The following is a 21,216-nucleotide window of genomic DNA, read 5'->3' as shown; positions in this document are numbered from 1 at the left end:
GGAGAGCATGTACAAATGACGATTCCCAAAACATTAACGATAGCCGGCTCCGACACAAGCGGTGGAGCGGGTATTCAGGCAGACCTGAAAACCTTTCAGGAGCTTGGCGTATATGGCATGACCGTATTGACAACCGTAGTAGCGATGGGTCCTAAAACCTGGGATCATCTTGTATATCCTGTTGAGTTGGATGTGGTAGAAGCGCAGCTGCGTACTGTATTGGAAGGTATCGGTTTTGATGCGATGAAAACAGGTATGCTTGGTTCCGTTGAAATTATCGAGCTGGTAGCCAGCCATTTGAAAAAGCATGATCTGAAGCGGATCGTAATTGACCCGGTCATGGTCTGCAAAGGCACGGATGAAGTGCTCCAGCCGGAAAATACAGAGGCGATGCTGGAATTGTTGATTCCTGGCGCTGACCTGGTAACACCGAACTTGTTCGAGGCTTCGCAACTGGCGAAGAATGGACCGATCACGACACTGGAGCAGATGCAGGAAGCGGCTGCGATTATCCATGAGCGTGGAGCTAAGCATGTACTGATCAAGGACCGTGGCAAAATTCGCGCAGGTAAAGCGATGGATCTGCTATATGACGGAATCACTTTTGACTGGTTTGAAGCCGATGTTGTAAAAACAAACTTTACCCACGGTGCAGGCTGCACCACTTCGGCAGCGGTAACGGCTGGTTTGGCTCAAGGGCTGACTGTACGTGAAGCAGTGGATCAGGCCAAGAGATTCATTACACAGGCCATTGAAGGTAGCTTCAAGCTGAATGAATTCGTCGGTCCGACTTTGCATGCGGCACATCGTTTGCAAAATCAATAAAGCATAAAGGTCTGCGATCTTAGAAAGACTTATAAATCTCCATCAGGCTGAATATATATTAGATTGTTTTAGACCATGACTTTTTTGATATATAGAATTAGATGAGGCTCAAGAGCCGCAATACATGGTATTGCGGCTCTTGAGGTTGTATTTTATTGGAATTATATCTTCCAGTTTGGTCTAAGCGTACTGTATAATAGGCATCAGATTTATTATATTTAAGGAGGAACCGAAGCAATGACATTATTCAGCCAAATGGCTTACAGCCGACCAGAGCAACCTGAAATTGAACAGCGGTTTAAAACGCTGTTGCAGCAGTTTCGTGAAGCGGACAGCGTAGAACGTCAAAATGAAGTGATTCATGCGATTAACAAGCTGCGCAGTAACGTGGAAACGCAATTGCAATTGGTGGAAGTTCGGCACTCCATTAATACGGAGGACGCCTTTTACAAAGCGGAGCAAGAGTACGCTGATGATTTCATGCCGGTTATTCAGGAGTATGTAACCGATTACTACCGGGCATTGGTGGATTCTCCATTCCGAACCGATTTGGAGAGTCAATGGGGCAGCCAGCTTTTCAGTATTGCCGAGGTAGCACTCAAGTCGTTCCATCCGGATATTATTGAGGATTTGCAGCAGGAAAATAAGCTGACCTCGGAATATGCTCAATTGATTGCTTCAGCGAAGATCCCGTTCGAGGGAGAAGAACGCACATTGTCGCAGCTCCTGCCTTTTGAAATGGCTACCAACCGGGAGACGCGCAAACAGGCCTCCGAGGCTAAATATCAATTTATGAGTGAGCATGAGGACGAGCTGGACCGGATTTATGATGAACTGGTGAAGGTGCGCACGCGCATGGCACACAAGCTGGGCTATGACAACTTCGTAGAATTGGGCTATGCTCGCTTGGGACGTACAGATTACAATGCCAAAATGGTAGCCAATTTCCGCGAGCAGGTGCTGAAGCACATCGTTCCTCTGGCAACCAAGCTGAAGGAACGCCAGCGCGAACGGATCGGAGTAGATCAGCTTCGCTATTATGACGAGGGCTTCAACTTCCTGTCAGGCAATCCTACGCCTAAAGGTGACCCGGAGTGGATCATTCGCAATGGAGCACGTATGTATGAGGAACTTTCAGCGGAAACACATGAATTTTTCAGCTTTATGATTGAACGTGGATTGATGGATTTGATCAGCAAAAAAGGCAAGCAAAGCGGAGGCTATTGTACATTTTTGAGCGAATATGGCACGCCGTTTATTTTCTCCAATTTCAATGGTACATCCGGGGATATCGACGTATTGACGCATGAAGCAGGTCATGCCTTCCAGGTCTATGAAAGCCGACATTTTGAAATTCCTGAGTACCATTGGCCAACTATGGAGGCGGCTGAGATCCACTCTATGAGCATGGAGTTTTTCGCATGGCCTTGGATGAATCTGTTCTTCGAAGAAGATACGGACAAATATCACTTTGAACATCTATCTTCATCGTTGCTGTTCGTGCCTTACGGCGTAGCCGTGGACGAATTCCAGCATGCCGTATACGAACATCCAGACTGGACCCCAGCCGAACGTAAAAGCGCATGGCGCTCCATTGAACGTAAGTATAAACCGCATCTGGATTATGAAGGCAACGAGTATCTGGAGCAGGGCGGGTTTTGGCACAAACAGGGTCATATTTTTCAATCCCCGTTCTACTATATTGACTATACACTCGCGCAACTGTGCGCGTTCCAATTCTGGAAACGCATGAGTATCGACCGGACAGCTGCGTGGGAAGATTATTTGAAGCTATGCCGTGCCGGGGGAAGTCGCTCTTTTACCGGATTGGTTGAGTTGGCTGGACTAATCTCGCCCTTCCAAGATGGCTGTATCGCCTCTGTAATCGGAGAAATCGAAGCATGGCTGAACAGTGTGGATGATAAAAAGCTGTAAGCATAATTAAAAAGGGCATTTCGCTTACCTGTCAAAGCTGAAAAGCTTACAGATAGCGGAATGCCTCTTTGTGTAAATGGTCAATAAGTATGCGAGAACTCTTGAAGAAGCTGGCTATGCGTTTGCTAAGGATGAAAAAGAGCATCGAGCCTTTGTAAATCACGACAAAGTAGCCTTTTGTGCGCTGCTGGACTTCCTGAATCGTGGCATTGAGTATCAGAGCGCCATAAATGCTGTTGTGGAGCAGTGGGCGTATTCCGGGGTTGGTGACCAGGTAAATGGTGTGCTGGAGGAAGTGCGCCAAGCTCAAGAACGTGCAGATCAGCAACTCACGGAAATTGCGGGGCTGTTTCGCGGCTGGAGCTGCACGGCAAGCACAAACGATTTTTTGGGTTGTTCTAAATTAACCATGAATTGATGCAGAAGGGAAAGTTTATCCGTGGGGAGTCATTTTGGCGACGAAGAAATGCCGGCAGAACAGGTAAAAAACCGGTTGCCGAGAAATTGGGGCAACGTGCTGAAGCTTTTGGATGAAGTGAACGGCCATGTTCCACCGAAGGGTAAGCCAGAATAAGGAGTTTTTTCGGAAATGGGCATAGGCGAAAATCAAAGGAATCGGGAGAAAAGCAGAGATCAGCTGGATGGCCAAATCTCTGCTTTTTTGCATTGTTCCACGGAAGGCTAGACATATGCAAAAAATGCTGGATTTTATACATATGCCATCTAGGTAATGTGATAGCACTGTATTAGGTGATGTAATTATATAAATCAGTCCAAGCGAGCTGGAACACTCGAGGTCTCCAATCCCGTGTTAAATCATTTACGCCTTTTCTTTATTAAAAATATAGCCAGATATCCTACTGCTACTATTCCTGCGCTTAAAAAGCAAACTAGTAAACCATTTAGTTCTACTTTTCCAGTAAGTATAAATATAGTCAAGATTCCAGTGAAAAATCCAATGAATAAGATTTTTGAAAAGTTTTTCAAAATTGACAACTCCTTCTAAAAATATGTACCCAAAATAGCTTATATATGGTACTCTATATATTTTTATTACAATTATATCGTATTATTAGGAGGAAAGTGGTAAAATGAAGAAATTTGTATCGACTTTGATGGCATCAGTTATGTTAATGCTTGTTATCGGCAGTACAGCAGCAATGGCAGCAACAACGCCAAATGCAGTACAGAGAGAATCAACCTCTGAACTCAGCCAAGAATTGATTAACAAAGCAAATCCCTACATAAAACTACAGTCACAAACATTCACTTTAAGTGAAGAGGCTTCAAAAAATTTAACTGAAGATGAACTTGGACTCGTTAATAAAGCTTTAGATTCAGCAAATAATCAAGCGAAAAATATCTCAGGTGATGTAACAGTTACTACAACGGATAATAACAGTTTAAAAGTAGTACCTACTAATAAATTCTCTACAGCCTCGATTAATACTTCCTCTTATTGGGATTATGAATTACTTTGGTGGGGATACCGTATCTATTTTTCTCATCAATTAATAAATGATATCAAATCAAAAGCCCTTTACGCTGGGGGAATTGGTGCAATATCCGGATCAACTCTTACCGGTATTCTTTCGTCTTTGGGTCTACCAGGCTGGATTGGAGGTATTGTTGTAGGGATATTTTTAGTTAAAGGTGCAAGCATTGTTTATGCGGATAATGGCAGAGGGGTTTATTTTGATGCATTTTGGGCTGGTGACCCTGCTAGCCAAGCAGTAAACTTCGTTACAGCTAAAGTGTATGGTGCTTGATGTTAAGTAAAGCGCGATAAACAAAGAAAGCTTCAGGCCTTCATCGGTCTGAAGCTTTCTTTGTTTCATTTATCGGCTCATTTTGAAATTTGAGGCCAGATAGTCCAGGAGATCCGGGAGATGGTAGAATGTGTTCGATCTGCTCTGTCATTCTGGTCGTTCTATGCACAATAAACGGTCACAATTCATGAGATAAATAACATGAGATAAAAATATTTATGGGGCGAATTGACCATACCTGATCGTATCTTTAAACTTCAATTATTGTTTGGTGTTAAGCGGTTTGAGATTGGCTTCAATAGAGGCACGGCGTGATTCCAAAAATGGTGGTAACGCCAGCGATTCACCCAGAAACTCCAGTTCTTCATCCGTATCAAAGCCGGGCCCATCGGTTGCCAATTCAAACAGAATGCCGTTCGGCTCACGGAAATACAATGAACGGAAGTAAAAGCGATCTACAAAGCCTGAGTTGGAAATTTGCAGCTGCCCAATACGGTCTACCCACTGTTTGAGCTCTTCCTCAGTTTCAACACGGAAGGCTACGTGATGCACACTGCCACGTCCTGGTCGTTCTTGTGGCAGATCGTTGCGCTCTTCCAGATGAACTTCAGTTCCCGTACCGCCTTCACCCGTTTCATAGATGACCACATCTGGTTGTCCAGCAACGGGGGAAGGGTAAGAGCCTTTTTTGCGGAAGCCCATAACCTGTTCAAGAATGAGAATGGTATTCTCCGCTTTAGGAATGGTCAGATGAACCGGCCCAAGTCCTACAATGCCGTACTCGGCAGGGACAGGGCTTTTCTCCCAAGGCGTGCCGCCGCGCACTCCGTGATCATGTTCATCTGAAACGAGGAAGAAGCGTTGTCCTTCAAAATCCTCAAACGAAAGCGCCAAGCGTCCTGCTTGATCCGTAATTTCACCATGCTTTACATCCAGCTGCTCGAAGCGGTTTTTCCAGTAATCCAGTGCCTTGTCGTTCGGTACCCGTAAGGAGAGTGCTGAAATGCTGTTATTTCCTGTACGAGTTTGTCCCGCATGTGGAATTTCAAAGAAAGTGACTTCTGTACCCGCAGTTCCACGCTCATCTCCGTAAAAAAGGTGATACACACTAACATCATCTTGGTTCACCGTTTTCTTGATCAACCGAAGTCCCATTACCTGAGTATAAAAATCAACATTTTTAGCCGCCGCCGCTGTAATCGCCGATACGTGATGCAATCCTAACAGTTTCATATTATTGCCCTCCTTGGTTTATATATGATTAGTTTTTTTAAAACAAAATAACCAGTCGTAAAACTTTTCTTTATATTTATTATCTTGATATTAAGATATATTATTTTTGATTGTTTGTCAACTTGAATTACGATCTTTCTTGGAAGACTGACAAAAATAGAATTTCAAAATAATGCAAAAGCAGATACAATAAAGCCCAAAAATAGCCCAATGTAGCTAGAATGATTTTTATTATAAAAGGAGTGTGCTCCATGTATACGGATAAGGATTTGACGATTAGGCCTGTTACAGAAGAAGACCTACACGCCCTTTGGACGTTAACTTTTAAGGAAGAAGCACCGGAATGGAAGCAATGGGATGCACCTTATTATGAACATAAGCCACTTTCTTTTGATGATTATTTAAAAGAGAAGGAAAAGCGAATCGGACAAGATGACTTTTGGATCATTGAAGTGGAAGGCAAGGTCATTGGGTCAGTAAGCTACTACTGGGAGCATCAGCCTTCTCAATGGCTTGAAATGGGGATAGGTATCTTTGATTCGCAGTATTGGAGCGGTGGTTACGGTACGAGGGCACTCCGACTATGGATCACGCATTTGTTTAATACGTTGCCTCTAGTAAGAGTAGGTTTTACAACCTGGTCAGGAAACCATCGGATGATGAAGGTGGGGGAGAAGCTGGGCATGACCCTCGAAGCCAGGCTTCGAAAGTGCAGATATTATAATGGAGAGTATTATGACTCGATCCGAATGGGGCTTTTACGGGAAGAGTGGAAACTGTAGTTGTTCATACAAAGATACCTTTCTAAGCATAAAAAGATGACCTCTGAATTGATCGAGGCCACTGAAAAACTGTTGATTTCCGAAAATACAAAGATTTTAGGGGTACAAATATGTCTCCCTGAACGCGAAACGAGCCTTAGAAGCGATTCTAGAGGCTCGTTTTTCTTTGGATATTCTCTTACTCTCTACAATGGGGACTTTTTCAGTACCTCGATATCCCCAGGATTGTCTTTATGCTCTCTTAGGTCCAAAAATCATAAAACTGATCGCGGCTAGAACCCAGACACCAATACCGCCGTAGAGCATTATCAAGCCAAAGCCGTGCATAAGCGCCGCATGGACGACGGCTCCAGACGCATCCAGAGAGGAGAGTTCTGGCAAACTCTGCCTGAGAGATACAGTATTTCCGGCGGCTACTTTTTCGGCTACAGACCGCAATTGCACTGCACTGAGAGTCCCGGAAAGGGCACTCTTCAAATAAGACAAAATACCTGCCTGCAAGATGAATCCCATCACAGCGATATTGATGGCTAGACTGATCAATCTAGCACTCATATCTATACCGGAAGCCATGCCTGCACGGGCACTTGGAACAGAGCCGGTGGTCGTGTTGGTCACAGGCGTGTTCGTTAAGCCAAGCCCAATACCAGCCAACAAGGAGCCAGGGAGCATGGTCAACCAACTGGCGTGATCGCTGCCGCTGCCATATTTCATCAAAATGAAGCCCATACCGAGGATGAACAGACCTGATGGAATGACTATGCGCGGCTGGTAGCGGAGCGAAAAACGCTCTGCCAGAGGTGGAATTACCAAGGTGGGCAGCGCATAAGCCAAGAGAGACAGCCCGGCGGCTACGATGCCGTAACCCAGGCCACTCTGGAAATAGATCGGCAGATAGATCATGAACGGCCAGAAACTGAAGTTCATGCCGATGGAGCCAAGGAGAGCGCCGGAGAAATTACGTATCTTGAATACTGAAAAGTCAAACATCGGATGGGCGCTGAGCTTTTCCGCAAATAGAAAAATCATAAAACTTATTGCTACTGCAACAAGGATGCTGATGGATGCTCTGCTGGTAAAGCCGAGTTCCGGCCCTTGCGTGATAAAGTATGCAAGGCCAAAAACTGTCAATGAAAGCGTGACGATGCCGATAATGTCCAGCTTTTTCACCTGCGGATCTCTGGACTCTTCTATGCCACCAAAAACAAGAATCAAAGTGAGGATGGTCAACGGAACGTGGACCAGGAAAACCCAATGCCAGTTCAACACGGCCACGATTATGCCGCCGATGATAGGTCCAAAACCGAGGCCGATACCGAACACGATCCCCCATATGCCAAAGGCTTTGCTGCGTTCTTGTCCTTCCTGAAACCGATGTGAAAGAATTGCTATCTGGCAAATCTGCATCGCACCAGCACCCACCCCTTGAAGAAACCGACTGATGATCAGAACCGATGTGCTTTGCGCCAAGCCACAAATCAAGGATGTAACACCGAACAAGACGAGGCTGATAATAAAAATACGCCTCCTTCCATACCGGTCAGCCAGCGTTCCAACAGCCATCAGAACTGTGGCACATGCAATGGTATAAGCGTTCATAATCCATTGCATATCCTTAAGATCGCCATGCAATACTTTCTCCAGAGTTGGCAGTATCACTGGCACACTGGAAATTTCGAGGCCGAACATCAATGCGGACAAACATATAGCAACCAATGCAATTATATTTTTGCGGGAGAGGGAGAGGCTCACTGAGAGGTCCCCCCAGACTTTTGTTCACGGTCTGGACATCCGGCAGCGTAACTATAATATTGCGCCTCATTAAGCGTAACTCGTATACCAGCACCAACCAGCCTTTTTTCGACAATTGTACGATCAATAGCCTCTTCAATATGTACTTCTAAATCTGCTACTGTTCCTACCTTATTAAAAACGTATTTGCTCAAGGGCAGCCATCCTCTCTATCTTTTCATGTTTGGTTCACCTTATCGATATGAGTTTTATTATATAATCTAAATCATTCATTTTACATAACGCAATCAATCCATTATGATGATTATACAAAGTAATTAAATGAATTTCTCATAAAAACGTTAAATTTAAAGGAGGGAATTCAAAGTGGATCATGTAGACAAACAAATCCTCTTTTATCTTCAAAGTCAGGCGAGAATTTCAATGACAGAGCTAGGGAAATGCGTGGGTTTATCCCAACCTGCTGTAACAGAACGAGTTAAAAGAATGGAAGAAAAAGGGGTTATCAAGGGGTATCGCACTATCATCTCTCCTGAAAAAATAGGAAAGGATACGGCAGCCTATATATTGTTTCGGACTAGAGATTGCCATGCATTTCTTGATTTTGTTCATACATCTCCACATGTTGCCGAGTGCCATCGTATAAGCGGAGAACACAGTTATTTATTAAAAGTAGTGACCAGCTCGACGCGCACCCTCGAAGAGTTTAGCAACCAGTGCGATAAGTATGGAACCTACACGAGCCTGCTTGTCATGTCGTCACCGATCGATCATAGACTTCTCATTCATTCTCTGGAAGAAGCAAGTGGAGCTGCTCATTCAGAAAAAGATTAAGGATGAAAAAAAGACAACCCCGGATATCCCGAGGCCACTGAAAAAGTCCTAAACTCTAAAGCGAGACAGTTCCTCCATAACAGAGGTTACTGTCTCGCTTTTTCGGTATAATTAAAATATCCAAATAAAGGCGGGTGGTTCCGGTGCTTCCGAAACAGCAAAGCATGGTCCTAAGTCCATATATTGAACTATACAATCTGTTGATTCCCAAAGACCATCTGTTACGGAAGAATGGACGAATTGGTGGACTTTAGCTTTATTTATGAGGAACTGAACGAAACCTATTGTCACGACAAGACGAGTTCGAGTTTAACAAAGATGCGGGAATGTACGTATGCAAAGCTGGACATCTGGCGATCCGCAGAGCGCGTGAAGGCAAAAAAGTATAAAAAGCCATGAGCATTTGAAGAAGTTACGTTTCAAGAAAGCGAAAGCTTTAAAGCCAAGGCCAAAGAACGATACAAAATTGAGGCGAAGAATAGTGAACTGAAGCACAGACACGGGTACGATGTAGCGTCCTCCTCGGGTCTGATAGGTATGGAAATCCAGGGGGCTATGGCGATATTCACTGTCAATTTAAAACGAATATTGAAACTGATGGAGTAAGCAAGGGCCACATGAGGCGGAGAGCAAGAGAAAAGACGACGGTTCATTCTGTGAATTCAGAATAAACCGTCGTCTTTTTGATTCGTGTTCTTGTTTTTTTCACGAAAGGCTGGTTTTTCGGTGGCCTCGAATTGATCAGGAGTCATCTTTTTATTATTCACACTGGTATTATGGACTTTCTCGGTAAATCTACTCTGATTCTCGAAGTCGTTCCACAATACTTTGTTTGTCGTTCATAGAATAGACCGCTACTGGAATAAGTATCCCAAGCAATAACAGTAAAGGCAATAAGGCTAGAAGTGGCCAGATTATAAAGTGATAGCTCAAAAACCACATCATACTGCTTAGGGGTTTCACAATTGAAATAGAAAATATGATCCCTAATAAAATGGAGAATAGGGCGGTGCCGAGAACATAATATAGCCCTTCATAGATCAGCATACCCCGCAATTGCTTTTTGGTCATGCCGATACTTTGCAGCATGGCAAACTCCTGACGCCGTGTCAATATACTCGTCAGAATTGCGTTTACAAAGTTGAGGATACCAATTAGGCCGATAATCAGACTAAGCGTGCCGCCGATCATCATGATGGTGTTTTGCATACCGGAAAACTCATTCATTGAAGTAAATTTGGATGTGTAGTTCATTACCGGCTCTGTAGTTTCGGTGTAACTTTTTAAAAAAACCTCCATGGCCTCTTCCTGATCAGGGGATACATTAAAGGCATAGCTCATCACAGCAGGTTGCTCCGCAAGCGGCTTGTAAATATTCGCTGGAAGATAAAAATTATACTTATCTGAAAGGCGATCAGAATTGGTCATATATTTAATTGCAACATGACCAAGCACTGTGAATGCATGCGTAGTATACTCTTTATCCAGCGGAGCTTCTGCTGCTCCCATATAACTGTGAAGCGTGACCTTTTCACCCACCTTATAAAGAGCTTCTTCCATATGGGGGATGTTATGGTCATCTAAATCTACCCCTTCCAATATATACTTACCGGAAGCCAGCTTCTCAAAATCAAGCTCACCGTCTAGCAATTGCAAACGGTGCAATGGTAAATCTTCCAGCCCATATACTGTCGCCATGAAGTTGCCGCGAGAGTCAGTCACATCGTCCTCATGGGTGTCTTTTCCATTCTCGACAGTAAGCACTAATTTGCCGCCGTACAAGCGACCGCCCTCTTCAAAGCCGGGCTGTGTCTGTACAGCCTGAATAAAACTCTCGGAGGTCTCATTTTCAGGGCCTTTAAAAAAGGGGCTATGGAAATATTCAGCATGAGCAATGAGAAAGTCGGTGTCATTGAAATTGGATACAAACTTATCCATATCAATGCTCTTAGACAGGGTGAAGGCCGTGTTAAGAAGTACAAGGCTCAACGAAAGACTGATGACTACCAACACGGTACGCTTTGTATTGCGCCCCAAGTTGGAGCGAGCCATGTGGATCATTTTAGCGCCTTTGGTGGATTTTTTCAGCTTACGGCTGCCCTTGGTATTTCCGTCTGTGTATCTTACTGCCTCAACCGGCGAAACAGCTGCCGCAATCCTGCCTGGCTTGAAAGTGCTGATCATTACGGTAATGAGCGCGAACAAAGCCGATCCTATAAAAATCCATGGGTTGGGAGATACCGATATCTCGGTGCCAGCAAAGGTAGTGTTGTTCATAAGAAGTGGTATAAGTGCTTTACCGACAAAAAAACCTGCTATTAATCCAAACGGGATTCCTATCACTGAAAGAACTAACGCCTGTCTGCGAATGATCCGGCGGATCTGCTTGCCGCTTGTGCCGATCGTCTTTAAAAGACCATAAAAACGAATATCTCGCATCACCGATATTTGAAAAATGTTATAGATGATCAAATAGCCGGTAAATACGATCAGTATCAGGGCAGAAGTAAGTGCCATGATTGTTCCCGCATCCATACTAAAATTGGTCGAGATGTATGACCAATTTACATTATTCGCGATATAGTTCGGTGCATCTTCGTCAAGCGAATACCCGCTTTCGGTAATCACTTTACTGAGCTTTCCCCGCAAATCAAGGCTATTGTCGAACATCATATATGCACTAATGGTTCCTGTATAGAAATGATCTTTTTTATAGGTGCTTTGTAATTCCTTTGCATGAGCATCGACATAGGATCTGGAGGCGAATATTTGTCCTGTGTTAAACACAGGATCGCTTTTCCACCAGCCGGAGAGGATAAAATCACGCTGTACTTCTTTACCTCGTATGTCAAGCTTTAGTCTCAAAGGTGCTCCAACCTCCAGTGGAACACCCAATAGCTGCAACGTCTTGGAGTCTGCGATTACTTCATTTTCCGCCGCAGGCTTGTGCCCCTCTTTAAGCTCAATAAAACCAAGCTTCATCCCTACATCGTCGTAATACCAGAACTCCGTATGGCGTTTTAGAAAATTATCGTTCATAACTCGATCGCTTAATATACGGTTATAAGCTATTTCCTTGATCAACGGATGATCCTTGACATGATTAAATTCGTCATCCGTTATATATTTAAGTACGGCATGTCCATCTCCACCGACCTGGCGCATGGTCGCCCGTTGTAAGTTTTCCCCAGCGCCAATCCCCATAGTGAACAGTGTTGTAAATAGCAATGAGGTTAGTGCTATGGCAACAATAGCAAAGAGGTTACGGGCTTTGTTTACTTTGAAACTTTTATCTGCCAGCTTGCGGATTACTTTTTTGTTCTTTACCTTGATCATTTGGCATCACCGCCGACAATTTTACCGTCCTCAATACGGATGATCCGGTCTGCCATTTGCGCAATTTCCTCGTTGTGGGTAATCATCACTATCGTTTGGCGGAACTGCTGGCTGGATACTTTGATCAATCCCATCACATCCAGACTCGTTTTACTGTCCAGATTTCCGGTGGGTTCATCTGCCAAGATAATGGCGGGCTTGGCTGCCAGTGCTCTGGCAATAGCTACACGTTGCTGTTGTCCACCGGAAAGATTGTTTGGCAGGTTATTCATTTTGTGGTCAAGGCCCAAGGTATGTACAATTTTATCTATGTGGGTTTTGTCTGGCTCTTTACCGTCCAGTTCAATAGGAAGCACAATATTTTCGTAGACATTCAAGACAGGTACCAAGTTGTAATTTTGAAACACAAAGCCAATCTTTCGTCTGCGAAAAATAGTCAATTCTTCGTCTTTTAATGTAGAAATATCTTTGCCGTCAATCGTAACGTTTCCACTTGTTGGACGATCAAGTCCACCCAGCATATGGAGAAGGGTAGATTTGCCGCTCCCGGACGTACCGACAATAGCGACAAATTCTCCGCTTTCCACCTCCAGATTCACACCATCTAAGGCATAAACAGCAGTATCTCCGTTTCCATAATGTTTTTTTAATGCCTGAGTTTTCAATAGACCCATATACGTTCTCCTCCACAAAAAAATGTCTGGATCGTAGTCATCTACAGTACAGACATTAACACACTGATCTTTCTACAATCTTTCTGAAATCTAACGGTATTGAAAGAATTAAGTATCCATAGAAAGAAAAATAGAGAAGGTAGAACCACGGCCGTAGCGTGATCGTACCTTGATGTAACCCCCCTCCGCAGCGATGATTTCTCTAGCTAAAAACAGTCCAATACCTACACCCTCCTGCGAGTTAACAGTAGGGGAGCGATAAAAGCGGGTAAAGATTTTACCTTGTTCTTCTTCTGCAATGCCTATACCACTGTCGGTAATATCAATTCGACAAAACAAATCGTATGCCATTACTTTTATATTCATGCTTCCGCCTGTCTCTGTATATTTTATGGCGTTATCCATAATGTTATAGACAGCTTCACTCGTCCACTTTAGGTCAAAATAAGCATGGGTAACTGTGTCCTCCATAACAACTGAAATCCCTTTGGCGTCAGCTTTTGGCATCATTTGCTCCAGTGCAGCATCAAGGAGCTTTTGAACAGATTCTCGCCTTGGCGATACCGTGATAATCCCCGTTTCAAGCCGCGATGTTTTCAACAATGCCTGGATCAGAAAGTTAAGCTTTTCGGCCTGTGCAGATAGAGCTTTCACACAAGTGGAGGTATCCTGTGATAGTTCGTATTCGCTAAGTAGTTGGGAATAAAGCAGGATGTTGGCCAATGGTGTTTTCGTTTGGTGTGAAATATCGGAAATCAGCTCATTTATTTTATTCTTTTCGGCAAGCAGATTTTTGGAGGACACGGAACAAATGGAAAGAAATCTCACAAATTTAGCTTCTATTGAAGAAAGAACGGATTCATCAAAGACATCCTCTGAGAAGCTGCCATTTATCGCGGCATCCAGCATGTTCTCAATAGTTTTCATTGTTTTATGGATGCTCCTGCGATAAAGCATAATAGCACACACAGCGGTGCATACAGCAACAACGGCAATTCCAATACATATATATAGGAGTGTTGTCATTTCAACGCCCATGTGTAGCCCAGCCCGTAAACCGTTTTAATATATTGTGGGGAGGAAGGATGATCCTCGAGCTTGTCACGTAGCCTTTTTACTGTAACAGACAAGGCGTTTTCACCTACATACTCAGCTCCATCAGTCCAGATGCTGTCTACTAAATGATCGCGAGATACAGTATTGCCTCGATTATCGAATAGGATGCGCAACAATTTTTGTTCAGTTTTACTTAGTTCAATGGGCGTACCATTCTTAGTAAATTCCATCCTCTCGAATGAAAAGGAAAAATTGTCGAGCTGAATGGAGTCTGCAAGCGAGTATCTGGATTTCTTTAGCTGAACGCCAACTCTTGCTCTCAGTACCATAAGACTGAAAGGCTTGGTTATATAATCGTCAGCACCCAGCTCAAAACCAGTGACGACATCTGTTTCCATATCATTCGCAGTCAGAACGATGACTGGTAAAGTTGTTCTTTTTCGTATATGGGTTAACAGATCGAGTCCACTTCCATCCGGCAAATTTACATCAAGAATCACTAGGTCAAAGGCGGTAACGTTCAATTGTTCTTTTGCAGTAGCTATGTCATACATTTGCGTAAATACGTTGTTAGGTTCTTTAAGGGCAAGAACAATACCGTTACTCAAGGCGATATCGTCCTCGATGATTAATATGTGATTCATCATTCTCCTCCTATTTTTTTACTAACCAAAGTTAATGAACTCGGTTTCCAGAACTGCTCACCATAAACATAAAAAAGGGCTCCCAAACTCTCTATTTCTAGTTTACCGGATTTTACTCTTATTTGCTCATTGGGTTGTCCAGGTGGGGTGTCGAGAAAGTTCTCTGCAGCTTTTTTGTCCTGCTTTAAAACCTCATCACATTGACAGATACGGTATGACTGATATAATTTATGCTAGTTGATTTTGATAATCATTATCATTATTGGAGGGGAGGACAGGGCCGAAGCTTGGTACAGGTTGTTGGAGAACAGGCTCCCTTGGTTAGAACATGAAATTGCGTTATTTAATACTGGCTTTTCTGGTACTGGCCTTCGCCTCGGTTTTTATTGGTGTTCATGATGTAACTCCACTTGATGTGTTCCACTTAACCAACGATCAGGCGCAGGTACTCCTGATTAGCAGATTCCCACGATTGATCAGTATCATTATCGCAGGGGCGAGTATGAGTATCTGTGGGCTCATTATGCAGCAACTTACCCGGAACCGATTTGTATCTCCCACCACTGCGGGGACGATGGACGCGGCACGATTGGGTGTGCTGATGGCTATTATGGTGTTTGGAGCGGCGGGATTTTGGACGAAGATGCTGACGGCTTTCGGATTTGCTCTAGGGGGAACACTGATTTTCATGAAAATACTGGATAAAATCCGTTTCAAGGACCCGGTATTTATCCCGCTTGTCGGTTTGATGTTTGGAGGCATTTTAAATTCGGTAACGACCTTTTTTGCTTATAAATACAATCTGATCCAGGGCATTTCTTCGTGGATGCAGGGAGACTTTTCTCTAATCATGAGTGGTCGCTACGAGATGCTATATCTTAGTATTCCTTTGGTTGCGTTGGCGTACATATATGCGAATCGTTTTACAATTGCAGGCATGGGTGAGGATTTTGCGGCCAACTTGGGTGTACATTACAAGCGCACCGTCAATGTCGGTTTGGTGATCGTGGCTTTGGTTTCCTCTGTTGTCATCTTAACGGTCGGGACGATTCCCTTTTTGGGGCTGGTTGTACCCAATCTAGTCAGCATGTATATGGGGGATAATCTTAAAAAAAGCCTGGCCCATACAGCGATCTTGGGCGCCGTCTTTGTGCTGTTTTGCGATATTTTGGGACGGGTGATCATTTATCCGTATGAAATTTCTGTAGGGCTTACGGTTGGTGTGATCGGGAGCGCGTTGTTTTTGTATTTGCTGCTGAGGAGAAGGGCTTATGAATCCTAAATTAAAAATCGGAATATTAGCCGCTGCCGCGCTTGTGTTGATTGCTGCTTTCGTGTTTATAGATCTTCCGCATACCTGGCATTACGCGCTGCCACGACGATTGAAAAAGATCGCAGCCTTCATTCTGACAGGTGGCTCCATTGCTTTTGCAACAGTTATTTTCCAGACGGTTACGAATAATAAGATTTTGACTCCGGGTATTATTGGTCTGGATTCACTGTATATGCTGATTCAGACGACGATTATTTTTGCATTTGGTTCCGTACCCTTCATTTCGACCAGCAAAGAATTGAACTTTTTGCTGTCGGTGGGGCTGATGATGCTTTTCGCAGGACTGCTATACAAATTAATTTTCCGCAAAGATGGACGCGGTATTTATGTACTTTTGCTGATCGGTCTGGTGTTCGGCACACTATTCAACAGTCTGTCTACCTTTATGGAGGTACTGATTGACCCGAACGAATTTGCGAAAATCCAAGACAAGAGCTTTGCCAGCTTCAGTAATGTAAACACCGAACTACTGTGGCTTTCTGTATTCATTCTTGTGCTCGTATTTGCTTATGCGTGGAGATTCATCAAGTATCTGGACGTGCTGTCGCTCGGACGAGAGCATGCGATTAATTTAGGGCTCCCTTATAGTTTTATTATCAAAAGGCTGCTAATTATCGTAGCGATTCTTATCTCCATATCTACGGCACTTGTCGGGCCGATTACGTTTCTAGGGTTAATTGTGGCCAATGTGGCTTATCAGGTGATGAAAACCTATCAGCATCGTTATATTATTCCGGCCTCTATTTGTGTCAGTGTCATTGCGTTGGCAGGATGCCAACTGCTGGCAGAAAGAGTATTCGACTTATCGACAACGGTCAGTGTCATTATTAACTTTATCGGGGGTGTGTACTTCCTGTATCTTTTGCTGCGGGAGAATAAGTCATGGTAGAAGTCAGAAACGTATCCAAACGCTACGGGAATAAAAATGTGGTGGATCAGGTATCCGTCACTGTACCTAAAGGTACCATTACCTCCTTTATTGGACCTAACGGCGCTGGAAAAAGCACCTTGTTGTCGATGATCAGTCGCCTGACTAACAGTGATGAGGGAGAAATCTTCATCGACGGGCAGGCCGTGAGCCTGACAAAAAGTGAGGAGCTAGCCCGGAAGATATCTATTTTAAAACAGACGAACGATGTCAATATCCGCTTAACCGTGAAGGAGCTGGTTAGCTTCGGCCGTTTTCCGTATTCCAAGGGCAGATTGAACAGCGAGGATCGCAAAATGGTGGAGCAGTCTATGGCCTACATGGGACTGGAGGACATGAAAGATAAGCATATTGATTTGCTTAGTGGGGGACAGCGACAGCGGGCTTTTATTGCCATGATTTTGGCTCAGGACACAGAATACATCCTGCTGGATGAGCCGCTGAACAATCTGGATATGAAGCATTCGGTTCAGATTATGAAGACGTTGCGCGGTTTGGTGGATGATCTCGGCAAAACGATTCTGGTCGTGTTGCACGACATTAATTTTGCATCCTGCTATTCAGACTATATTGTAGGGATGAAGGATGGCAGGTTGCTAAAACAAGGAACGGCTGACGAGATGATTGATAGTCAGGTATTAAAGGATTTGTACGATATGGATATTCCGATTCAACAGATCGGTGACCATAAAATTTGCGTTTATTTCACTTAGGGGGAATGTTAAATGAAGAAAAATATGATGTTTTTAACGCTAATGCTTGCATTGGTACTGATTGTGTCAGCCTGTGGCAAAGCAGCTCCGGCAACACCGGAAGCGACTGGAAACGGCTCCTCTGCTGCAACAACGGAATCCAAAACCATCTCGGTCAAACACGCACTGGATGAAAACCCGGTCCAAGTCAAAGTTAATCCAAAAAATGTCGTTGTCTTTGATTTTGGTTCATTGGATACGCTGGATAAGCTGGGCGTTGACGTTGCGGCAGTAGCGCAGCAGGATCTTCCTACGTATTTGAGCAAATATAAAGATTCCAAATATGCAAGTGCAGGCACGCTGTTTGAACCGGATTACGAGAAAATCAGTGATCTGTCTCCTGAACTCATCATCATCGGCGGCAGACAAGCTGATGCATATAAAGAGTTGAGTAAAATTGCACCGACCATTTCGATGGCTGTAGACACCAAGGATTATATCAATTCCTTTAAGAAAAACGTTGAAACATTGGGAAAAATCTTCGATAAAGAGGATGCTGCCAAGCAGGAGCTGGCTGCGATTGATAGCTCCATCAAGGCCGTACATGACAAGGCTGTAGCGAGCAAAGCTAAAGGACTGATCGTGCTGACGAATGAAGGAAGCCTGAGCGCATATGGCTCACAATCCCGCTTCGGTATCATTCATGATGCTTTTGGCGTAACCCCTGTAGATCCGGGCATTAAAGTATCCACGCATGGACAAAAGGTTTCTTTTGAATATGTACAGCAAAAAAATCCGGATTATATTTTTGTTGTTGACCGTGGGGCTGTGGTGGTCGAGGAAGGCAAGGAACAGGTTACAGGTAAACAAACCATTGAGAATGAACTGGTGAAGAAAACCAATGCATTTAAAAACGGTCATATTGTATACCTTGATCCTAACTACTGGTACCTGTCAGGTAATGGTCTGGAATCCGTATCTGAAATGATCAAGGAAATGGATGCTGCACTGTAATGAATACATTCACATCATGGGGGACTGTGTAGGATGAAAGGTCATGTAGATGAAATTCCATTAGATGGGTACCTTGTGCACGTCTATACACCTCCCGTCTCCGTGAGTCATAATGAGCTGTATCCTGTGCTGTATGTGCAGGATGGCAGCTCTTTATTTCTAAGCGGGTTGGATGAGCTGGAAAGAGGTTTTTCTACGGGAGAGTTGCCCCGTGTCGTGCTGGTAGGTATTCAGCCCGTAAATCGGCTGGATGATTATACGCCTTGGAAGGCAGCTGCTTTAGTAGAAGGAAGACCTGCTTTTGGCGGTGGCGGAGATGCCTATCTGGCGTTTGTGGTTACAAAAGTAATGCCGTACGTCGAGGGGAGATATCCGGTAAAAACCGGACCGGAGCATACGGGAATCATCGGCGCCTCATTGGGCGGATTAATTTCCATGTATGCCGTCTTCAAGTATAAGGACATATTCGGACGCGTCGGTTCCATCTCAGGCTCGTATTGGTATCCGGGTATGATTGGTTATATGCAATCTGCATCTTGTGCAACTGTGAGGGATGGGATACATCGCTTTTATATATCTGTCGGGACCCGTGAAGGTGAAGGGAAGACGAATGTACAAAAAGATATGGTTCCGCTGACCCTCCAGGCACACGAGGTGCTGCGGACACAGGGACTGGATGCAAAAGATGTGCTCCTTGAGTTGGATCAGGATGCGGTGCATCGTGTGGATTGTTTTCAGCGTCAATTTCCTAGGGCCGTCCGATGGCTGTTCGGATAGCATGAATGGAATACGAATTTCATACAACAACCTCAAAGGATTGGAGAGCGTGGAGTCTCTATGCCTTTGGGGTTGTTTTTTTGTATATTTTTTTTCGTATAATAGAGGAATATTAAAAATTTAAAGTTATACGTTATTGGAAGTGAGGGGAGCATAAATGAAAAAAAACCGCCTGGGATCATCGGATTTGCTGGTAGGTGAAATTGGTCTGGGATGTATGTCGGTCGGTACGGAGGAGCAGCAAGGTGTTTACTTGATTCATGAAGCGCTAGACAGGGGCGTAAACCTGTTGGATACGGCAGATTTGTACCAGCACGGACGCAATGAAGAAATCGTAGGTGCAGCGATCCGTGGACGGCGACAGGAGGTCATCCTGGCGACCAAGGTTGGCAATCGGCGTCTACCGGGGCAGGAGGGCTGGGGATGGGACCCATCCAAGAAATATATTCTGTCTGCTGTTAAAGAGAGCCTACGCCGCCTTGGAACGGACTACATCGACCTGTATCAGTTGCACGGAGGGACGATTGACGATCCGATGGACGAAACCATTGAGGCTTTTGAGCAATTGCAGCGGGAGGGAGTCATCCGTTATTATGGTATTTCCTCAATTCGCCCTCATGTCATCCGTGAATATGTCAAACGCTCGAATATCGTTAGTGTTATGAATCAGTATAGTTTGCTGGATCGGCGTGCAGAGGAAGAGGTACTGTCTTTGCTTCAGGAACGGGGAATTAGCGTGATTGCACGTGGGCCAGTGGCCAGTGGTGTATTGGCTGACGAAGGGGAAGGGAAGATAGCCAAGGGATATCTGGACTACAATGAAGCAGAGTTGCTGGACGTGCGTAAGCAATTAAAGGCATTTGGAGGGGCGGATCGTAGTATGGTTCAGACAGCGATCCGTTATAGCCTGTCTCATCCGACTGTCGCTGCTGTGATCCCGGGTGCAAGCTCTTTGGGACAATTGGAGCATAATATTTCTGCTGCGGATATTGCACCGCTAACCAGGCAAGAGCGGCAGACGCTACAGCAAATCAGCCGAGCCAATCGGTATGATGCGCAATATCGCTAATCCGAGCAAGTATAGGACAAGTGTCAAACATGTACCCGTCCCAGTTGCAATTTATAAAAGAATCATTACAATATAGGAATAAGCCTCGGTTTATAATTCATATGTGAATATGGAGACGTTATAAATACACTCTAGGAGGGACCAACGAATGGAACGCATCGAATCTCAGCAGCAATATCAGGATTTAATTAATGGTGACGGTCTGACTGTCGTGAAATTTGATACAACCTGGTGTCCGGATTGCAAGACACTGGATAAATTTATGGACGGCATTATTGAGGAAAACGCAGATAAGCGTTTCTTTGCGCTTGATGCGGAGAAATTCCAGCCGATTGCCGACGAAAATCAAGTGCGCGGTATTCCGAGTCTGCTCGTGTTCCGTAATGGCGAAAAAATTGCTCATTTGCACAGCAAATACGCTAAAACGCCAGCTCAAATTTCGGAATATTTGACTACGCTGGAATCCAAACAATAATCAGAACGCATGATAGGGAATAGGGATAGTTCAGTACGATCTATCCTTTCTGGCAAAATAGTAAAAGGGATATCCAAGGCTGATCATT

At 44.3% G+C, this 21,216-nt stretch carries 21 protein-coding genes and 1 pseudogene; 15 read left to right on the top strand and 7 right to left on the bottom strand.

Features of this window, described 5'->3' with window-relative positions; all coding sequences use genetic code 11:
• The first annotated feature begins 15 nt into the window (after positions 1 to 15).
• The 5 genes from pdxK to MKY24_RS22810 all read left to right on the top strand — a co-directional run bounded on the left by pdxK (position 16) and on the right by MKY24_RS22810 (position 4,529).
• On the top strand, positions 16 to 825 hold the full coding sequence (pdxK, locus tag MKY24_RS22830; protein ID WP_209940464.1) for a pyridoxine/pyridoxal/pyridoxamine kinase: 810 nt from the start codon (positions 16 to 18) through the stop codon (positions 823 to 825).
• A 237-nt stretch (positions 826 to 1,062) separates the two neighbouring features.
• Positions 1,063 to 2,760: a M3 family oligoendopeptidase gene (locus MKY24_RS22825; protein WP_339200943.1), complete on the top strand. Its 1,698-nt coding sequence runs from the start codon at positions 1,063 to 1,065 to the stop codon at positions 2,758 to 2,760.
• 76 nt (positions 2,761 to 2,836) lie between these two features.
• Positions 2,837 to 3,178: a hypothetical protein gene (locus tag MKY24_RS22820; protein ID WP_339200941.1), complete on the top strand. Its 342-nt coding sequence runs from the start codon at positions 2,837 to 2,839 to the stop codon at positions 3,176 to 3,178.
• A gap of 21 nt (positions 3,179 to 3,199) precedes the next feature.
• Complete coding sequence (locus MKY24_RS22815) at positions 3,200 to 3,334, top strand: hypothetical protein (protein ID WP_256026502.1); 135 nt, start codon at positions 3,200 to 3,202, stop codon at positions 3,332 to 3,334.
• Positions 3,335 to 3,851: 517 nt separating this feature from the next.
• On the top strand, positions 3,852 to 4,529 hold the full coding sequence (locus tag MKY24_RS22810) for a hypothetical protein (RefSeq protein WP_028541794.1): 678 nt from the start codon (positions 3,852 to 3,854) through the stop codon (positions 4,527 to 4,529).
• A 261-nt stretch (positions 4,530 to 4,790) separates the two neighbouring features.
• Here MKY24_RS22810 and MKY24_RS22805 read toward each other — a convergent pair whose 3' ends face one another.
• Entirely contained in the window at positions 4,791 to 5,762 is a 972-nt protein-coding gene (locus tag MKY24_RS22805; protein ID WP_028541795.1) for a ring-cleaving dioxygenase, read from the bottom strand.
• A 251-nt stretch (positions 5,763 to 6,013) separates the two neighbouring features.
• Between MKY24_RS22805 and MKY24_RS22800 the strand changes: the two genes are divergently transcribed.
• Positions 6,014 to 6,544 (top strand): GNAT family protein, encoded by a 531-nt coding sequence (locus MKY24_RS22800; protein ID WP_209940463.1) that lies wholly within the window; start codon positions 6,014 to 6,016, stop codon positions 6,542 to 6,544.
• 231 nt (positions 6,545 to 6,775) lie between these two features.
• Here the strand turns inward: MKY24_RS22800 and MKY24_RS22795 are convergent, their stop codons facing one another.
• Positions 6,776 to 8,296: an MFS transporter gene (locus tag MKY24_RS22795; RefSeq protein WP_339200940.1), complete on the bottom strand. Its 1,521-nt coding sequence runs from the start codon at positions 8,294 to 8,296 to the stop codon at positions 6,776 to 6,778.
• A complete protein-coding gene (locus MKY24_RS22790; RefSeq protein ID WP_264454519.1) occupies positions 8,293 to 8,490 on the bottom strand; it encodes a hypothetical protein in 198 nt (65 codons plus the stop codon). Before MKY24_RS22790 ends, MKY24_RS22795 begins: the two co-directional genes overlap by 4 nt.
• A 172-nt stretch (positions 8,491 to 8,662) precedes the next feature.
• Here MKY24_RS22790 and MKY24_RS22785 point away from each other — a divergent pair, with 172 nt between their 5' ends.
• Both MKY24_RS22785 and MKY24_RS22780 read left to right on the top strand, forming a co-directional pair.
• The gene (locus MKY24_RS22785) at positions 8,663 to 9,130 is read left to right on the top strand and encodes an Lrp/AsnC family transcriptional regulator (RefSeq protein ID WP_264454520.1); all 468 of its coding nucleotides are present in this window, start codon (positions 8,663 to 8,665) and stop codon (positions 9,128 to 9,130) included.
• 290 nt (positions 9,131 to 9,420) lie between these two features.
• Positions 9,421 to 9,736, top strand: a pseudogene (locus MKY24_RS22780) (transposase); the annotation flags it as partial.
• Between the two features lie 189 nt (positions 9,737 to 9,925).
• On the opposite strand, the gene MKY24_RS22775 reads toward MKY24_RS22780, so the two are convergent.
• The 4 genes from MKY24_RS22775 to MKY24_RS22760 all read right to left on the bottom strand — a co-directional run bounded on the left by MKY24_RS22775 (position 9,926) and on the right by MKY24_RS22760 (position 14,840).
• Positions 9,926 to 12,466 carry an FtsX-like permease family protein gene (locus MKY24_RS22775; RefSeq protein ID WP_023990361.1) on the bottom strand — a complete coding sequence of 847 codons (2,541 nt, stop codon included), beginning with the start codon at positions 12,464 to 12,466 and terminating at the stop codon, positions 9,926 to 9,928.
• Entirely contained in the window at positions 12,463 to 13,140 is a 678-nt protein-coding gene (locus MKY24_RS22770; RefSeq protein ID WP_023990360.1) for an ABC transporter ATP-binding protein, read from the bottom strand. Before MKY24_RS22770 ends, MKY24_RS22775 begins: the two co-directional genes overlap by 4 nt.
• 108 nt (positions 13,141 to 13,248) lie before the next feature.
• Positions 13,249 to 14,166 carry a HAMP domain-containing sensor histidine kinase gene (locus tag MKY24_RS22765; RefSeq protein WP_028541800.1) on the bottom strand — a complete coding sequence of 306 codons (918 nt, stop codon included), beginning with the start codon at positions 14,164 to 14,166 and terminating at the stop codon, positions 13,249 to 13,251.
• Positions 14,163 to 14,840, bottom strand: coding sequence for a response regulator transcription factor (locus tag MKY24_RS22760; protein ID WP_028541801.1), 678 nt, complete (start codon positions 14,838 to 14,840; stop codon positions 14,163 to 14,165). Before MKY24_RS22760 ends, MKY24_RS22765 begins: the two co-directional genes overlap by 4 nt.
• A gap of 328 nt (positions 14,841 to 15,168) precedes the next feature.
• On the opposite strand from MKY24_RS22760, the gene MKY24_RS22755 reads away from it, so the two are divergent.
• From MKY24_RS22755 to MKY24_RS22725, 7 genes are all read left to right on the top strand, one after another.
• Entirely contained in the window at positions 15,169 to 16,122 is a 954-nt protein-coding gene (locus tag MKY24_RS22755; protein WP_023990357.1) for an ABC transporter permease, read from the top strand.
• Positions 16,112 to 17,062, top strand: coding sequence for an iron chelate uptake ABC transporter family permease subunit (locus MKY24_RS22750; RefSeq protein WP_339200939.1), 951 nt, complete (start codon positions 16,112 to 16,114; stop codon positions 17,060 to 17,062). The genes MKY24_RS22755 and MKY24_RS22750 overlap by 11 nt, the downstream gene beginning before the upstream one ends.
• Positions 17,056 to 17,814, top strand: a complete 759-nt coding sequence (locus MKY24_RS22745; RefSeq protein WP_053326121.1) for an ABC transporter ATP-binding protein — start codon at positions 17,056 to 17,058, stop codon at positions 17,812 to 17,814. Before MKY24_RS22750 ends, MKY24_RS22745 begins: the two co-directional genes overlap by 7 nt.
• A 12-nt stretch (positions 17,815 to 17,826) precedes the next feature.
• Positions 17,827 to 18,807 (top strand): siderophore ABC transporter substrate-binding protein, encoded by a 981-nt coding sequence (locus MKY24_RS22740; RefSeq protein ID WP_028541805.1) that lies wholly within the window; start codon positions 17,827 to 17,829, stop codon positions 18,805 to 18,807.
• Between the two features lie 33 nt (positions 18,808 to 18,840).
• A complete protein-coding gene (locus tag MKY24_RS22735) occupies positions 18,841 to 19,584 on the top strand; it encodes an alpha/beta hydrolase-fold protein (protein ID WP_339200938.1) in 744 nt (247 codons plus the stop codon).
• Positions 19,585 to 19,741: 157 nt separating this feature from the next.
• On the top strand, positions 19,742 to 20,653 hold the full coding sequence (locus MKY24_RS22730; RefSeq protein WP_053326119.1) for an aldo/keto reductase: 912 nt from the start codon (positions 19,742 to 19,744) through the stop codon (positions 20,651 to 20,653).
• A 148-nt stretch (positions 20,654 to 20,801) separates the two neighbouring features.
• Complete coding sequence (locus MKY24_RS22725; protein WP_025721930.1) at positions 20,802 to 21,128, top strand: thioredoxin family protein; 327 nt, start codon at positions 20,802 to 20,804, stop codon at positions 21,126 to 21,128.
• Positions 21,129 to 21,216: the final 88 nt, after the last annotated feature.

Origin of the sequence: Paenibacillus sp. FSL P2-0322 (assembly GCF_037975315.1) — a bacterium.
Taxonomy (GTDB): Bacteria; Bacillota; Bacilli; order Paenibacillales; family Paenibacillaceae; genus Paenibacillus; species Paenibacillus polymyxa_B.
The sequence above is the reverse complement of the archived record's forward strand: the minus strand, read 5'-3'. Positions and strand labels throughout refer to the sequence as shown.

Excerpts from the sequence above, each read along its gene's own strand:
- pdxK (WP_209940464.1), top strand. The coding sequence starts at position 16 with ATGACGATTCCCAAAACATTAACGATAGCCGGCTCCGACACAAGCGGT.
- MKY24_RS22825 (WP_339200943.1), top strand. The coding sequence starts at position 1,063 with ATGACATTATTCAGCCAAATGGCTTACAGCCGACCAGAGCAACCTGAA.
- MKY24_RS22820 (WP_339200941.1), top strand. The coding sequence starts at position 2,837 with ATGGTCAATAAGTATGCGAGAACTCTTGAAGAAGCTGGCTATGCGTTT.
- MKY24_RS22810 (WP_028541794.1), top strand. The coding sequence starts at position 3,852 with ATGAAGAAATTTGTATCGACTTTGATGGCATCAGTTATGTTAATGCTT.
- MKY24_RS22805 (WP_028541795.1), bottom strand. The coding sequence starts at position 5,762 with ATGAAACTGTTAGGATTGCATCACGTATCGGCGATTACAGCGGCGGCG.
- MKY24_RS22800 (WP_209940463.1), top strand. The coding sequence starts at position 6,014 with ATGTATACGGATAAGGATTTGACGATTAGGCCTGTTACAGAAGAAGAC.
- MKY24_RS22775 (WP_023990361.1), bottom strand. The coding sequence starts at position 12,466 with ATGATCAAGGTAAAGAACAAAAAAGTAATCCGCAAGCTGGCAGATAAA.
- MKY24_RS22770 (WP_023990360.1), bottom strand. The coding sequence starts at position 13,140 with ATGGGTCTATTGAAAACTCAGGCATTAAAAAAACATTATGGAAACGGA.
- MKY24_RS22765 (WP_028541800.1), bottom strand. The coding sequence starts at position 14,166 with ATGACAACACTCCTATATATATGTATTGGAATTGCCGTTGTTGCTGTA.
- MKY24_RS22760 (WP_028541801.1), bottom strand. The coding sequence starts at position 14,840 with ATGAATCACATATTAATCATCGAGGACGATATCGCCTTGAGTAACGGT.
- MKY24_RS22755 (WP_023990357.1), top strand. The coding sequence starts at position 15,169 with ATGAAATTGCGTTATTTAATACTGGCTTTTCTGGTACTGGCCTTCGCC.
- MKY24_RS22750 (WP_339200939.1), top strand. The coding sequence starts at position 16,112 with ATGAATCCTAAATTAAAAATCGGAATATTAGCCGCTGCCGCGCTTGTG.
- MKY24_RS22745 (WP_053326121.1), top strand. The coding sequence starts at position 17,056 with ATGGTAGAAGTCAGAAACGTATCCAAACGCTACGGGAATAAAAATGTG.
- MKY24_RS22740 (WP_028541805.1), top strand. The coding sequence starts at position 17,827 with ATGAAGAAAAATATGATGTTTTTAACGCTAATGCTTGCATTGGTACTG.
- MKY24_RS22735 (WP_339200938.1), top strand. The coding sequence starts at position 18,841 with ATGAAAGGTCATGTAGATGAAATTCCATTAGATGGGTACCTTGTGCAC.
- MKY24_RS22730 (WP_053326119.1), top strand. The coding sequence starts at position 19,742 with ATGAAAAAAAACCGCCTGGGATCATCGGATTTGCTGGTAGGTGAAATT.
- MKY24_RS22725 (WP_025721930.1), top strand. The coding sequence starts at position 20,802 with ATGGAACGCATCGAATCTCAGCAGCAATATCAGGATTTAATTAATGGT.